Source organism: Nocardia sp. NPDC004415 (assembly GCF_053602435.1).
In genome coordinates, this window is the sequence record NZ_JBSGDP010000023.1 from 14,216 (window position 1) to 27,519 (window position 13,304).

A 13,304-nucleotide genomic window follows, 5' to 3' on the forward strand; every position below is an offset into this window, starting at 1 on the left:
CTCAGTCCAGCGACATGAGCAGCGCCCTGGTGCGGGTGGCGCTCTCACCGCGCGTGAACGGCACCGCGACGAAATCGGTGGCGCCGGTATCGGCGATGGCCCGGACCCGGGCGGCGACCTCGTCCTTGGAACCGATGATCGCCAGGTCGACCGGGTCGGTGGCGCCTTCCCGATCGAGCATCGCCCGATACGAGGGCAATCCGCCGTAGAAGCCGAAACTCTGGGTGGCGCGGGCGCGGGCGTCCGCGGGATCGTCGGTGACGCACACCGGCAGCGCGCACACGATCCGGGGAGCGGGCCTGCCCGCTTCGGCGGCAGCCGCGGTGATCGTCGGGGTGATGTGTTCAGCGACGGTGCGCGGGCCCGTCATCCACAGCGTGGTGCCCGCGGTCCGCGCACCGGCCAGGCGCAGCATCCGCGGGCCGAGTGCGGCCAGCAACACCGGAACCGGTTCGGGGTTGGGCACGGTGAGGCCGATCTGCGCCGAGAGGGTCTCCCCGCGGAACGCGACGCTCTCCCCGGCGAGCAACGGCACCAGCACCTCGAGGTATTCGGTCATGTGCCGGGCGGGACGGGCGAAGTCGTAGCCGTACATGTCCTCGATCACCCGCTGATGGGACAGGCCGACACCCAGGGTCAGCCGACCCGGGCCGATGGCGAGCGCGGTCGTCCTGGCCTGCTGCGCCAGCGCCGCCGGGTGTCGCGGGTAGCTGGGCACGACCGCGGTACCGAGTTCGATACCGGGCACGCGGGCACCGATCACCGTCAGCGCGGTGAGGGCGTCGAGGGAGAAGATCTGCGAGAGCCAGGCCGAGCTGAAGCCCTCGTCGGCGACCTCGGCCAGATCCTCGGCGAGCCGGTCGAGCGCGTCGGGGCCGGTCCGGTCGGTGAGCATGATGCCGATGCGCAAGGATCCTCCTGGGTGTCGGAGTGGGCCGCGTCGCCTACATCCGGATGCGGTCAGTCGTACCATTCCGGATCGCCCGCGGCCAAGAACCCGGCCAGGACGGTTGTGTCCTGCAAGGCTTCCTGGAGATAGGTGCCCAGCGTGCGCAGCGCGTCGGCATCGGACCCGTAGGCCACCATCATTCCGGCCTCGGGATCGAACTTCACCCGATCGACCAGCTCCGGGGCGCGCACCGTCAGCGCCGCGCGGGCGATACCGGTCCAGCTGTATCCACTGGCCTCGTATCCGGCCTCGTCGAAGACCTCCACCCCCTCGGACATCTCGCTGTCGGTGAGCATCAGACAGTAGGTGCCGGGCTTGTGGTCGTATTCGAAGAAGGTCAGCGGCGCGAAGGAGCTTCGATCTGTCATGTGTCGCAACCTAACCCACCGGTCCGACACATTTCTGGGATCGCTTGGTGTCGCCGATGCGGGCAGCGACTGCTCCAGCGGCCTCGAGCGCAACGGCATGGGAATGCCTCCAGAACTCGTCGCACACCGGGATTAGCATGCGACGCATGGATATCAAACTCGAGAACGTCGGCATCGCCGTTCACGACCTCGAAGCGACGATCGCGTTCTTCACCGACCTCGGCCTCACGGTCGTCGGCCGTAGCACCGTCAGCGGCGAGTGGACAGACACCGCGGTCGGCCTGGATGGCAACCACGCCAAGATCGCGATGCTCCAGACGCCGGACGGGCACGGCCGGCTCGAGCTCTTCGAGTACATCCATCCCGAAGCGATCGAGACCGAGCCCACCCTGCCCAACGAGATCGGCATGCACCGCGTCGCGTTCTCGGTCGACGATCTCGACAAGGCTCTCACGATTGCCGCCCGGCACGGCTGCCATCCGCTGCGCGGCGTCGCGACCTATGCCGACATCTACAAGCTCACCTACCTCCGCGGTCCCAGCGGCATCCTGGTCATGCTCGCCGAGGAGCTGAAGAAGAATTAGTCCGATGCGGACCCGGACGGCTCAGGCCGGTCGGCGCCGGACCACGTCGGAGACGACCGAGGCGACGAACTTGCCGACCGCCTCGGTGGTGGGGATGTGGTCGCGATCGGTGAACAGCAGGTGCCCACCGCCGACCAGGGACAGGGTCAGCGAATCGATGTCGGCGTCGGCGGCGATGCGCCCGAGCGCGCGCTCCTCGCCGAGATAGCCGGTGATCGCGCTCGTCACCTCGGCCAGGATCGCCATGCCGCCGCCGGGCCTGGCGTGGCGGAGCCGGGCGCGTAGCTCGTCGCGGAAGGTGATGAGCGGGATGATCGCCACCGGAACCGGACCGAACAGCGTGGTCAGGGCGGTGGTCAGGTTGGTTGCCACCGTCTCGGTGCCCGCGGCGGCGCGGAGCGTGGCCGCCTGGGTGTCGAGCTGGGCGGCCCGGTCGAGTACCAGGTCGGTGAGGAAGGCGTCGAAGTCGGTGAAGTGCCGGTGCAGCACGCCTTTGGCGCAGCCGGCCTCGTCGGTGACGGCGCGACTGGTCAGCCCGTTGGGGCCGTCGCGCAGCAGGACGCGGTCGGCGGCGTCGAAGAGTTGCTGCCGGACATCGCGAAGGTGCACTCCAGTCGGCACTCAGTGATCCTCTCGTGCGTCGATCCAGCGGAATCATGGCACAGTGGGCGCGTGCCCACTAAGGTGGGCGCATGCCCACTCTATCGTCGCAACACCCCGAACCCGCCCCACGACCGCCGGATCGGTTCCCGCGGATGGCCGTCTCGTTCGGCGTCGACCCCCAGCGCTACGACCGGGCCCGCCCCGGCTACCCCGACACCCTCATCACCCGAATCCTCGCCGGAACCGGTCGGCCCGACGTCCTCGACATCGGTTGCGGCACCGGCATCGCCGCCCGCCAGTTCCAGGCCGGGGGAGCCACGGTGCTCGGCATCGAACCCGACGCGCGCATGGCCGAGTTCGCCCGCGCCCGCGGCCTGCGGGTCGAGGTGGCGAGCTTCGAGCAGTGGCAACCACGCGACCGGTCGTTCGACGCGGTCGTCGCGGCCCAGTCGTGGCACTGGGTCGACCCCGCCGTGGGCGCCGCCAAAGCGGCCGAGGTGCTGCGTCCGGGTGGCCGCCTGGCGATCTTCGGCCACGTCTACGAACCACCGGAGGCAGTGGCCGAACCGTTCGCCGCAGTCTACCGGCGAGTGGCACCGGACTCCCCACTCAACGGTCAACCGTCCCGCCGGCCCCTGAGCCTCTACCAGGCCGGCTACGCGACGTTCGCCGAGCAGATCCGCGAGACCGGGCACTTCGCCGAACCCGAACAGTGGCGATACGACTGGCAGCGGACCTACACCCGCGACCAATGGCTCGAACTACTCCCCACCACCGGCGGACTCACCGGCCTCGGCCCCGATCAACTGGCCGAGATCGCCGACGTGGTCGGCGCGGCCATCGACGCGCTGGGCGGTTCCTTCACCATGGAACACACCACTCTCGCCACGACCGCCACCCTCGCCTGACACCACATCGGCACTGCCCGGTCCGCCCGGACCCGGGTGTGCGCGTGGATGATCCGGGGCAGGCCGACAGTAGGATCGGTCCGAGTCGATCACCGGCGAGCGGGTCCGGCCGGCACCGGAGGGGATCAAGGATGAGCGAAGCGCAGCGCGAACACAGCGACGCACCGCATCGGGGTGGGGCCGGATCGGCACCGCATCCGCGGCCGCCGCGTACTGGGTTGATCGTCGCGGGAGTGCTCGGCCTGGTCGTCGGTGTGGTGATCGGGTTCCTCGTCCGCGGTGCCGGTGACAAGGGTGGAACGGACGCCGATGCGGCACCGAGCCCGACGACCTATTCGATGAACGGCATCACCAACGCGTGCGATCTGCTCGATCCGACCCCGTTGACCCAATGGGCGACGAGACCGAAACGCGACCCCGTACACACGGAGACGCCACCATCGGCCAACTCCCTCGGCCGCCTGGAATGCGAAGTCGACTACACCAGCACCGTCGGTGACGACTACTCGTTCGACCGTGCCGCCATGGTCGTCGCGGCCGAGTTCACCCACGACGAGTCGGCGCCGAGCCACTTCTGCACCATGCGTGCCTCCGGCGACATCGATATGGGACTGGTCACCGACATCGGCACCCGCGGCTGCTGGATGTGGGAAACCTATGGTGACCTCGTTCCCAATATGACCTACGAGATGGAGGTCCAGGACCGCAACATGATGGTGCGCGTACGGATCGACCTCACCCGGGAACCGGAAAGTCCCGCGGTCAGCCGGCACGACCTCGACACGGTCGCCCGGGCGCAGGTGCGATTGACCTTCGACCGGCTCCGCCAGAGCTAGCGGCCACCCCACCGACGAGCTCCACTGCGTCGGGTACCGCCTGGCGACAACAAGACCGGCCTGATCGTCGCCGGTGGTCTGGTTCCGGCCGGGACTACGCCCCTGGACGAGGCCGCAGGCGGGCGCATCAACTGCGACCGAATCGAAGGACATCGGGAAGATGTGTCGGGCCGCGGTGGTGCGCGTGACCCTGACAGCGACGAGTGAGCACGCGGGTATCTGCGCCACCGATGGGGGCGAGGCCCGACCGAAGTCACCCGTTTCGTGCGGGGTCGAGCAGCGGGCGGTGATGCGACAGTGAGAATCCGTCCCCGGGCGCGCCACACGCCCGTTCCCGAGACAGAAAATGGAGTCCGCGGTGACCGAACGCACGCAAGCCCAGCAGATCGGTGTCGCCTATGAATTCGATACCGGCTATCCGACCGCTGCGGCTGCGGCGGCCGCCCGCGAGGAGGCCACGTTCGCGAGGGCGGTGACCGCGTACCGGTTCTGGTATCCGACCATCTCGGTCGCCGCAATGTTCCGGGGCAACCGTGCAATCGGCATTCACGCCAACGAGACCATGGGCATCGCCTCGACCGGACCCCGCCAGATCGGGTTCACCGCGAACTCCGACACCCGCTCGGGGCCGACATCGACAAGGCTCTCGACGCGCTGCGGGCGATGAAGATCTACCCGCTCGCCGCGGGCGAGGACGATCGCATGGGCTTCCGTGACATCACCGAGACCGCCATGGACGCCAGCCCCCTCCAGGTCGAGGCCGGTCTCGACTACTGGAAACAACTGCACGAAATACTCGACGCCGAACCCGTCATCGAGGAGTTCCGGCCGATGCATGGACTGCTGAGCGCACTCGGAATCGAACCGGGCAAACCGTTCCCCACCGACGAAACCACCCGCGCCCTGCTCGAGCGCGCCGCCCGCACCGGCCGTGACCAGATGCTGGTCTCGGCGTTCGCCAGCGACCGGCCCGATCGCATCGCCTGGCCCGACCGCGCGTGGGAGTGGGTCGGACTGGTCCCCGACAACGGGGACTTCGAGACTCCGAACGGTCTGGACCTCGAGGCCCGCGATCGTTGGTTCGCCCAGGCGATCGTGTCCTCCCCGGTGATGTTCCGTCGCCAGGCCGGGCAGGGATCGCTGTACTGGCTCGCGGTCCGCGACGGCGACGGTGTCCACCTCGACGGCACCCACTCCTACACCCTCGACATCCCCCAGCCGGTACCCGGCAAACTCTTCTGGTCGGTCACCGTCTACGACGCCGAAACCCGCTCGCAAATACAGACCGATCAGGACAAAGCCGCACTGCGGTCGATGTTCGAGCTCAGCGATGTCGACACCTCGACACCGACGCGCCTGTATTTCGCACCGGAGGAGCCGGCCGGGGCCGAAGGCCGCTGGATCCGTACCGTGCCGGGGCGTGGCTGGTTTGTCTACCTGCGCATCTACGGCCCCGAACAGCCCGCGTTCGACGGCACTTGGAAACCTGCCGACATCCAGAAGATCAGCTGATACACGTCGGCCGCCGCACCGCCGGTTGACTGTCTGCCTGATACCGGCGCAGTCCGTCGTCGGGCACCCGCGCGTACTCGGCCAGCCTGCGCGCCGCTGCCGCATACGTCGCGCGACGTATTGGACAGGGCGATCGTCGCTGGATGGACACGCATCGTGACGGACAGGCGAATGCTGGTGACCGGCCTTCGGCGCTCAGCGGACCCGCGGATAACCGATTTCGGAGATGTCCTGGGCCAGGTCCGCCAGGGTGAGGTTTCCGTTCAGCGACGACACGAGTTCCTGGTCCAGCGGGCGCAAGGCATACACCTCACGCACCGCTTTCAGGTCGACGGGGATCTCGTAGTAGTCCTCGGCGAAGCGCTGGAACGATTCGGGTGAGCGTTCGACCAGCAGGTGGAACAGACCTGTCGCACCATCAGGGTCGACGCGGCCAGTGGGGAAGTCGATGGTGCCGTGGCGCCACTGCTCATCCGTCGCTTCCCGCCACAGGCAGGCCGTCACCACGGGCACGCCGTCCTCGTCGGTGAACGCCGGCTCTTCGACGAAGCCATGGAAGACATCGGGAACGTCGTCGATCACTCCCGGCCAGGGCTCGTAGTCGTTGCCGTAGGGGCTCATCGGCGATTCGTGACCGAAACCACGGACATAGGCCCCGGCCGCCGCGAACACGATGGAGTACTCGTCTCCTGACCCGTTGCGCATCGAGGCCACCTCCTCGCCGTCCGCCCACGCGGCGTTGAACGAGTAGTACCGGCGTTCCCAGTCCGGGCTCAGGATCGCATCGAGCATCGCCACCGAGCGACACAGATCCCGCACGTCGGCGATGGCCGGAAGCCGGCGGGCCACGTCGTAGACAGTCACGAGCTCATCCAACCGGACCCCGCTGACATCGGCCACCTGTCGTTGTGGACGCCCGTACCACCGAGCACAGTTTTCACCAGGTTCCGTTGTGGATACGTATCGTTGGATGCGACCAAACGTAAACGTAAATCAGGGGAGGTGATTGGAACCCTCGTGACCATCTGACCCCCGATAATGTTCACTTATCGGGGGTCAGATGGGCGGAGGGTAGATTCGAGACCTGAACGGGCGACACGGGTTTCGTTTCGTCGAAACGTAAGAGATTGACGAAACCAACGTTACGATTCTCTCGTGTCGAGCGTCTGCAACTATCCGGGCTGTGCCCGTCCCATCACCCGCGGCGGCGGTCCGGGTCGCCCCTCCGAATACTGTGACCACCCGGACCACACGCGATGGCGGGCGTGGCGGGAACGGCAACGGCTGCAGCAGGAGTCGGAGGTTGGGCCCGCTGCCGTCACTGTGACGCAACAAGGGCCGGTCACCGTGGCACGGTTGCGGGCCGACGAGCTGCTCGGTCAGTTCCGTGGACTGGCCGAACAATTGGGCACCACGCTCAACGCGGCGGTCGCCGAACTACAGACCCTGGGCGATCCCTCGGTGGCCGAGGCGCAGGTGCAGGCCGTGCAGGCCGACGCTGCCCGCCGCATCGCCGAGGCCGAGATGACCGCGGTGGCGGCCGAACAGGCGCGGCGGGACGCCGAGGCGGCGCGGGAACTGGCCGAGTCGGTGGCCCAGGACGCGGTGGCCGCCGCGGAGGAGGCCGAACAAGCGGTCGGCGAAGCGCTCGCCGCCCGCGACGAGGTGCTCGCCTCGGTGGATCAGGTCACCAAGCAAGCCGCCGAGGACGTCTTCACTGCCCGCAGCGAGGCCGACGCCGAAGTCCGTGCCGCGCAACAGAACGCCGCCGACGACATCGCCGCTGCTCAGCGTGACGCCGCCGAGGCGGTGAGCCGGGCCGAACAGCGGGCCGACACCGAGATCGCCCACGCCCGCCGCGACGCCGACGCCCGAATCGCGGCCGCCGCCGCTGAACGCGACCTGGCGATCCAGCGTGCCGCCGATGCCGACCGCGCCACCGAACGCGCCGAACAGGCGACCGCCGAACGGGTGGAAGCCGCCGCGGAAGCCCGGGAGGAATGGCGCCGCGCCCGCGCCGAACTCGACGCCACCCGCACCGAACTCGACCAGACACGCCTGGAGCTCGCCGACCTGCGCCGCACCACGAGCGCGGAAACCGAACAGCGGCGTACCGAATCGGCCGCCGCACTCGAGCGCGCACGCGCCGAAGCCGCAGAGCGCCTGTCCGCCCTCGACGAGGTCCGCAAGGAAACCCTCGCGCGGGCCGAACGAGCCGAACGCCGCCTCGACGACCTACTCGCCGCCACCAGAACCACTGCGCCACAGGCATGAGCACGTAACGCCCGGAATTCGGCTGGCGTGGTAGCCGGGGTGCGCAGGAGACTTCCGGAGGTGATCACTATGCACCCTGTCCTGATCGAGCGTGTCGGACGTGATCTCGTCGAGTTCCTCGGCCTCGTGGCCGAATGGGCGGGCCGATACGTGCCCGATCAGGCAGGGCCGGTCGCGGCGGCCATGGCGCGGGCGTTGGACATGCCTTCGTACGCCCCATGATCGGGGTATCGGTCACCCACGGCCGTGCCCTGGACTACCGTGTGCGCTCATGACCGAGCAGCCCGGACCCCTGGAAACGACCCGTGAATTCGCCGCCGTCGACCTCGCCGACATGTTGAACGAGGACACGACCTACCAGGGTCCGTCGCCGCGGACGCGACTCATCGCGCTCGTCGTGGTCGCGGCACTGGTCCTCGGAGTCGCGGCCACCACCCTCGCCCTGCTGCTGGGCTAGAGGTCACGCCGGGCGGGCGAGCGGGGTGTCGGGGTCGCCGGAGGTGCGCAGGGCGACCACCTGCTCGGGCACCCAGTAGATCCGCCCGAATTCGAATTCCTGGTATTTGCCGTCGTCGTGGCCGATCTCCTCCGAGATCGGCCAGCCCAGTGGCCCGTTCTCGTATCCGGAGGCGGCCCAGCGTGCGCCGATCGCGCCGTGCACCCGGTAGGCGGGACGTCCGGCGCGGCGGTAGACGATGCCGCCCTGGAATGCCTGGGCGAGGCCGGGGCCGGTGCCGCGCGGGTCGGGAAGTTCGGTGTGTTCGGCGATCGGGTAGCCCAGGGGGCCTGCTTCCCAGCCGAGTTCGGCGTATTTGGTCATGATCGCGGTCGGGATCGCGTGCGCGTCGGTGGCGGGATGCCAGTAGACGTAGCCGTTGTCGAACTCGGCGAAGCGTCCGATGCCGTCGGGGGTGGCGATCTCGCCGTCGGTGCGGCGCTGCCCGAGCCACGGTGACGCGGCGGCCCTGGTGTCGATGGCGGTGGGGCTGGCGCCCGCGAAATCGGCGACGTGGGCGGCGAACACATCCCAGGGGAAGTTCGGGCCGACATCGGTGTGGCTGCCGATGCCGAGTGCTTCGGTCACATAGTTGTGGTCGGTGATGCCGTCGGCCACCCGGTAGTCGGGGGCGATGACCGCGGTCGAATAGCCGTGGCGCAAGGCGCTGCGTACGGCGATGTAGGCGGCGACGCGCAGGTCGGCGTCGATGGCGAGCCACTGCTGGCGCGACCACGCCACCCGGCTGCCCGCGAAGCACAGGTTCACCGTGAACGGGTTGGCCGACAGCACCGACCAGGAGGCGAGTTCCTCGGGGACCACCCGCACCAGCACACCGTCACGCAGCGTGTAGTGGTAGGAGACGCCGTTGGCGGGGTTGTTGAGGTAGGCGGCCAGGGATTCGGCGGTGCCGTTGCCCTCCTGGGTGTGGAGGATGAAATTGGTGATGCGGACGCCGTTGCGCGGGGAGTGCGAGGGGCCGAGCCGGTCGATCTCGGTGAACTGCGGGATCGTGACCGTGCGGTCCAGTGCCCACTGCCCGAAATCGGGGGCCAGGATGTCGTTGACGTCGACGGAGGTTCCGTCGATCTTCGGGCCCGGGTTGGTCGGGGTGTCGATCACCCGCTGATACAGCACCGCGCGCGGTTCGCGTTCGGTACCCGACCAGGCGCGCGTCTGCCACACCCAGCTGTGTCCGCCGCGCCCACCGACCACGCCGTCCTCGATCGCCCACGCGCACACCCGCGAATGCCCGTAGATGCCGGTGTTGGCGGTGCCGAGCACGGCATTGACGCCACGGAAGAACTCGACGGCGGTGGTGTTCCACTGTGACAGCGAGATGTCCTCGTCGACGGCGAAGAAGATCGGCGCGTGCGCGGGCGCGCCCAGGCTCAGGTGGGTGGCGCGGGCCTGCTCGGCCATGCGCCTGCCGCCGTCGAAGCCGGTGGTCCAGTCCGAGGGGGTGGCGTCGCCGGGTTTGCCGTACTGCCAGATGGACACGACATCCAGGCCCGCGGCGGCCAGGGCGCGCGCGTAGTCGGCGGTGATGGGTTTGGCGCCGAAGTTCGCGCCGGGCCGCGACGGCGAGACATAGGCGAGGACTGCCGAGTGCCCTGCGGCGGCGATGGCCGCGGGATCGATGAGGCGGGCGGCGAAATCGACAGCGGTAGACATGGTTGACCCCCTGCGAGACGGCATTTTCCGATGGTCTGGTTCACGCCGGGTGACCGAGGATCTCACCCTGCGGCAATTCTAGGTGAAAGCCATAGGCGCGCATCATGATTCACTCACGAACACCGGCGTACCCGGCAACCCGCGACGGATACACCCGCGTACGCGGCCCGGTACGGCGTGTCGCGGCCCGCGTGTGCGGATGAACGGTAGCGCAAGGCGTGTGGGGCGCGGTTCACTGATACCCATGGCCTCCACCGCTCGACCTCGCAAGCAGCAGCGACCCGGCGCGCGGGCCGCCGCGGGCGCCCCCGGCGAACTGGTCGTCCTCACCGTGCCGCCTGGGCCCACCATCACCGCTCGCGCGCTGCGGGAGAACCGGTCGGTGCGCGGACATGTCGAGGAGATCCTGCCAGCGACGGCGCATCTCGAGCCGATCTTCGGGCCCGACAACCGGCTCTCCGACCGGCTCGCGGACACGCCGCAGGCTCCGTCGGCCGGTGAGTACCTGCGGTATTTCACCGTGCGCGGCGCGGTGGGTGATCTCGGCGAGCTCGCCGATCGGCTCCGCGAGGACGACACCGTCGCCGCCGCCTACGTCAAACCGCCCGCCGAACCACCGCTCGCCCCGTCGGCCGGGAACGTCGTCGCCGCGGAGGCCCCGCCGGTGACCCCGGATTTCCGTACCCGCCAGGGCTATCTGGACGCGGGACCCACCGGTATCGACGCACACTGGGCGCATACCCGGCCCGGCGGGCTCGGCACCGGCGTGCGGGTGATCGATGTCGAGGGCGCGTGGCGGTTCACCCACGAGGACCTGCGGCAGAACCAGGGCGGGATGATCGGTGGGAACGCCGCCGACGATCTCGGCTGGCGCAATCACGGTACCGCCGTGGCGGGCGAGATCAGCGGTGACCTCAACGCGTTCGGGATCACCGGGATCGCGCCGGAGGCCCACATCAGGGCGGTGTCGATCTTCGGGACCGGTTCGGCGACCGCGATTCGCTCCGCCGCCGACGCCTTGGATCCCGGTGATGTGCTGCTGATCGAACTGCACCGTCCGGGGCCGCGATTCGGCTACCGGACCACCGGTGACCAGCGCGGCTACATCGCGGTGGAATGGTGGCCCGACGACTTCGCGGCCGTGCGTTACGCGGTCGGGCGCGGGATCGTCGTGGTGGAAGCCGCGGGCAACGGCGGCGAGAACTTCGACGATCCGGTCTACGACGCGCGGCCTGCGGAGTTTCCCGCCGATTGGCGCAATCCGCTGCGGGGCGGCGGCGTCGATTCCGGTGCCGTCCTGGTCGGCGCGGGCGCGCCGCCGCCCGGCCTGCACGGTCGCGACCACGGTCCCGCCCGCTCGCGGCTGGCGTTCTCCAATTACGGTGCGCGCCTGGACGTGCAGGGGTGGGGACGTGAGGTCACCACCACCGGCTACGGCGACCTGCAGGGCGGACCCGACGAAGACCTCTGGTACACCGACGAGTTCAGCGGCACATCGAGCGCGTCACCGATCGTGGTCGGGGCGGTCGCCGCCTATCAGGGGATTCGGGCGCACAGCGGGGGCCGGGGGACGCCGGAACAGATCCGGGCGTTGCTGCGCGCGACCGGTTCCGCGCAGACCGACGCCCCCGGCAGGCCCCGGACCCAGCGGATCGGCGCCCTGCCGGACCTGCGGGCCATGGTGGAGCGCGGCAGCACGAGCTGATCTCGGGGGCACAACCCGCGCCGTAAATCAGGTGTGTTCGCCGGGCGCGCGTGGGAGGGTACGGGCATGTCATCGGGCAACAGCATCAGTGTGCGGGCGGCGGGTACCGGCGACCGCGACGGGATCGCCGAACTGCTGGCCACGGCCTTCGGCGGCAGGCTCGGCGCCGAGGAACGCGAGCACCGGCAGCGCCTGTTCCCGGTGGAGCGGTCGCTGGTGGTGGCCGACGCCGGACAGGTGGTGGGGCACACCGTCGACATCACGATGACGGTCACCGTGCCCGGAGACCGCACGGTGCGCGCGCGTGGCGTGTCGGCGGTGGCCGTGGCCCCGACCCATCGGCGTCGCGGACTGTTGCGTGCCCTGTACACGGCGCAGCACGCCCGGACCGAGGCCGACGGGCTGCCGTTGACGATCTTCACCGCCAGCGAGGGCACGATCTACGGCCGGTTCGGTTACGACCCCGCCGTCACCGACACCACGGTCTCCATCGATCGCCGCCGCGTCGAGTTCCGTCCCACCACACCCGATCCCGGCGGGGTCGTCATGGCCACCCTCGAGTCCGCCGCCGGGCACATCCGCGCGGTCTACGAGCGCTGGCAGCGGCGGACCTCGGCCGCGCAGGAGCGGCCGGAGGCGAAGTGGGCGTTGGTGTTCGACGATCCGGAGGGTCGCCGGTCGGGGGTGTCGTCGGTGTTCGTGCTGACCCATCCCGACGGGTACGCGCTGTATCAGCGGCGTCGTGACGCGCACGAGTCGGTGGTGACGGTCTCGGAGATTCGGGCGGTGACACCGGCGGCACACGCGGCACTGTGGCGGGTGCTGCTCGGCCTGGATCTCGTCGACCGGGTGGAAGCCACGCTCGCCGAGGACGATCCGCTGCCGTATCTGTTCACCGACCCGCGCACCGTCCGGGTCACCCAGCGTGGTGATGCGCTGTGGGCGCGGGTGATGGATGTCCCCGCGGCGCTCGTCGCGCGCGGCTACGAGGGCGAGCTCGACACCGTCGTGGACGTGCACGATCCGTTCCGCACCGCGGGCGGCCGGTTCGCGCTGCGCGTTCGTGACGGTGTCGCCGACTGTTCGCCCACCACCCGGCCCGCGGACCTGAGCTTCGACATCGCTGTGCTCGGCGCGCTCTACTTCGGCGGGCACCGGGCTCGCACACTGGCCGCGGCGCATCGGATCGGTGTCGCGGACCCGGCGGCGCTGCGGGCCTTCGACGCGGCGTTCGCCACCGCGCGAGCACCCGAACTGGGCTGGTTCTTCTAGTGCGGCCGGGAACGCCCAGCGTGTGTGGCGTCGCGGGCCGGGGGTGACCGCGTAATCTCGGTAGCTGTGGATTCGCACGAGGTCGATCCTTCGGTTCGGGTGCGCGGCGCCCGGGTCCACAAT

The 13,304-nt window shown here is 69.5% G+C and carries 15 protein-coding genes; 10 read left to right on the forward strand and 5 right to left on the reverse strand.

What is annotated here, in order from left to right:
* Position 1: 1 nt before the first annotated feature.
* Complete coding sequence (locus tag ACWEMY_RS13650; protein WP_452390272.1) at positions 2-910, reverse strand: LLM class F420-dependent oxidoreductase; 909 nt, start codon at positions 908-910, stop codon at positions 2-4.
* A gap of 50 nt (positions 911-960) precedes the next feature.
* Positions 961-1,317, reverse strand: coding sequence for an Imm51 family immunity protein (locus ACWEMY_RS13655; protein ID WP_452390273.1), 357 nt, complete (start codon positions 1,315-1,317; stop codon positions 961-963).
* 146 nt (positions 1,318-1,463) lie between these two features.
* Here ACWEMY_RS13655 and ACWEMY_RS13660 point away from each other — a divergent pair, with 146 nt between their 5' ends.
* Positions 1,464-1,901 (forward strand): VOC family protein, encoded by a 438-nt coding sequence (locus tag ACWEMY_RS13660; protein WP_452390274.1) that lies wholly within the window; start codon positions 1,464-1,466, stop codon positions 1,899-1,901.
* Positions 1,902-1,922: 21 nt separating this feature from the next.
* Here the strand turns inward: ACWEMY_RS13660 and ACWEMY_RS13665 are convergent, their stop codons facing one another.
* Positions 1,923-2,522, reverse strand: coding sequence for a TetR/AcrR family transcriptional regulator (locus tag ACWEMY_RS13665; RefSeq protein ID WP_452390275.1), 600 nt, complete (start codon positions 2,520-2,522; stop codon positions 1,923-1,925).
* 71 nt (positions 2,523-2,593) lie between these two features.
* On the opposite strand from ACWEMY_RS13665, the gene ACWEMY_RS13670 reads away from it, so the two are divergent.
* The 4 genes from ACWEMY_RS13670 (at position 2,594) to ACWEMY_RS13685 (ending at position 5,760) form a co-directional block, all read left to right on the forward strand.
* Complete coding sequence (locus ACWEMY_RS13670) at positions 2,594-3,412, forward strand: class I SAM-dependent methyltransferase (RefSeq protein WP_452390276.1); 819 nt, start codon at positions 2,594-2,596, stop codon at positions 3,410-3,412.
* A gap of 131 nt (positions 3,413-3,543) precedes the next feature.
* Complete coding sequence (locus ACWEMY_RS13675) at positions 3,544-4,248, forward strand: hypothetical protein (protein WP_452390277.1); 705 nt, start codon at positions 3,544-3,546, stop codon at positions 4,246-4,248.
* 358 nt (positions 4,249-4,606) lie between these two features.
* Positions 4,607-4,915, forward strand: coding sequence for a hypothetical protein (locus ACWEMY_RS13680; protein WP_452390278.1), 309 nt, complete (start codon positions 4,607-4,609; stop codon positions 4,913-4,915).
* Positions 4,912-5,760: a DUF1214 domain-containing protein gene (locus ACWEMY_RS13685; RefSeq protein WP_452390279.1), complete on the forward strand. Its 849-nt coding sequence runs from the start codon at positions 4,912-4,914 to the stop codon at positions 5,758-5,760. Before ACWEMY_RS13680 ends, ACWEMY_RS13685 begins: the two co-directional genes overlap by 4 nt.
* A 195-nt stretch (positions 5,761-5,955) precedes the next feature.
* Here the strand turns inward: ACWEMY_RS13685 and ACWEMY_RS13690 are convergent, their stop codons facing one another.
* Positions 5,956-6,660, reverse strand: a complete 705-nt coding sequence (locus ACWEMY_RS13690) for a hypothetical protein (RefSeq protein ID WP_452390280.1) — start codon at positions 6,658-6,660, stop codon at positions 5,956-5,958.
* 447 nt (positions 6,661-7,107) lie between these two features.
* Here ACWEMY_RS13690 and ACWEMY_RS13695 point away from each other — a divergent pair, with 447 nt between their 5' ends.
* The 3 genes from ACWEMY_RS13695 (at position 7,108) to ACWEMY_RS13705 (ending at position 8,491) form a co-directional block, all read left to right on the forward strand.
* Positions 7,108-8,034 (forward strand): hypothetical protein, encoded by a 927-nt coding sequence (locus ACWEMY_RS13695; protein ID WP_452390281.1) that lies wholly within the window; start codon positions 7,108-7,110, stop codon positions 8,032-8,034.
* 69 nt (positions 8,035-8,103) lie between these two features.
* Positions 8,104-8,256 carry a hypothetical protein gene (locus ACWEMY_RS13700; RefSeq protein WP_452390282.1) on the forward strand — a complete coding sequence of 51 codons (153 nt, stop codon included), beginning with the start codon at positions 8,104-8,106 and terminating at the stop codon, positions 8,254-8,256.
* Positions 8,257-8,305: 49 nt separating this feature from the next.
* The gene (locus ACWEMY_RS13705; RefSeq protein ID WP_375927405.1) at positions 8,306-8,491 is read left to right on the forward strand and encodes a hypothetical protein; all 186 of its coding nucleotides are present in this window, start codon (positions 8,306-8,308) and stop codon (positions 8,489-8,491) included.
* Positions 8,492-8,494: 3 nt separating this feature from the next.
* On the opposite strand, the gene ACWEMY_RS13710 is transcribed toward ACWEMY_RS13705, so the two are convergent.
* Entirely contained in the window at positions 8,495-10,204 is a 1,710-nt protein-coding gene (locus tag ACWEMY_RS13710) for a glycoside hydrolase domain-containing protein (protein WP_452390283.1), read from the reverse strand.
* A 244-nt stretch (positions 10,205-10,448) separates the two neighbouring features.
* Between ACWEMY_RS13710 and ACWEMY_RS13715 the strand changes: the two genes are divergently transcribed.
* Both ACWEMY_RS13715 and ACWEMY_RS13720 read left to right on the forward strand, forming a co-directional pair.
* Complete coding sequence (locus ACWEMY_RS13715) at positions 10,449-11,909, forward strand: S8 family peptidase (RefSeq protein ID WP_452390284.1); 1,461 nt, start codon at positions 10,449-10,451, stop codon at positions 11,907-11,909.
* Between the two features lie 66 nt (positions 11,910-11,975).
* Positions 11,976-13,181 (forward strand): GNAT family N-acetyltransferase, encoded by a 1,206-nt coding sequence (locus ACWEMY_RS13720; protein WP_452390285.1) that lies wholly within the window; start codon positions 11,976-11,978, stop codon positions 13,179-13,181.
* Positions 13,182-13,304: the final 123 nt, after the last annotated feature.

What these genes read in the sequence shown, in the direction of transcription:
- ACWEMY_RS13700 (WP_452390282.1), top strand. Translation starts at nt 8,104, where the DNA reads ATGCACCCTGTCCTGATCGAGCGTGTCGGACGTGATCTCGTCGAGTTC.
- ACWEMY_RS13715 (WP_452390284.1), top strand. Translation starts at nt 10,449, where the DNA reads ATGGCCTCCACCGCTCGACCTCGCAAGCAGCAGCGACCCGGCGCGCGG.
- ACWEMY_RS13710 (WP_452390283.1), bottom strand. Translation starts at nt 10,204, where the DNA reads ATGTCTACCGCTGTCGATTTCGCCGCCCGCCTCATCGATCCCGCGGCC.
- ACWEMY_RS13720 (WP_452390285.1), top strand. Translation starts at nt 11,976, where the DNA reads ATGTCATCGGGCAACAGCATCAGTGTGCGGGCGGCGGGTACCGGCGAC.
- ACWEMY_RS13670 (WP_452390276.1), top strand. Translation starts at nt 2,594, where the DNA reads ATGCCCACTCTATCGTCGCAACACCCCGAACCCGCCCCACGACCGCCG.
- ACWEMY_RS13660 (WP_452390274.1), top strand. Translation starts at nt 1,464, where the DNA reads ATGGATATCAAACTCGAGAACGTCGGCATCGCCGTTCACGACCTCGAA.
- ACWEMY_RS13675 (WP_452390277.1), top strand. Translation starts at nt 3,544, where the DNA reads ATGAGCGAAGCGCAGCGCGAACACAGCGACGCACCGCATCGGGGTGGG.
- ACWEMY_RS13705 (WP_375927405.1), top strand. Translation starts at nt 8,306, where the DNA reads ATGACCGAGCAGCCCGGACCCCTGGAAACGACCCGTGAATTCGCCGCC.
- ACWEMY_RS13655 (WP_452390273.1), bottom strand. Translation starts at nt 1,317, where the DNA reads ATGACAGATCGAAGCTCCTTCGCGCCGCTGACCTTCTTCGAATACGAC.
- ACWEMY_RS13685 (WP_452390279.1), top strand. Translation starts at nt 4,912, where the DNA reads ATGAAGATCTACCCGCTCGCCGCGGGCGAGGACGATCGCATGGGCTTC.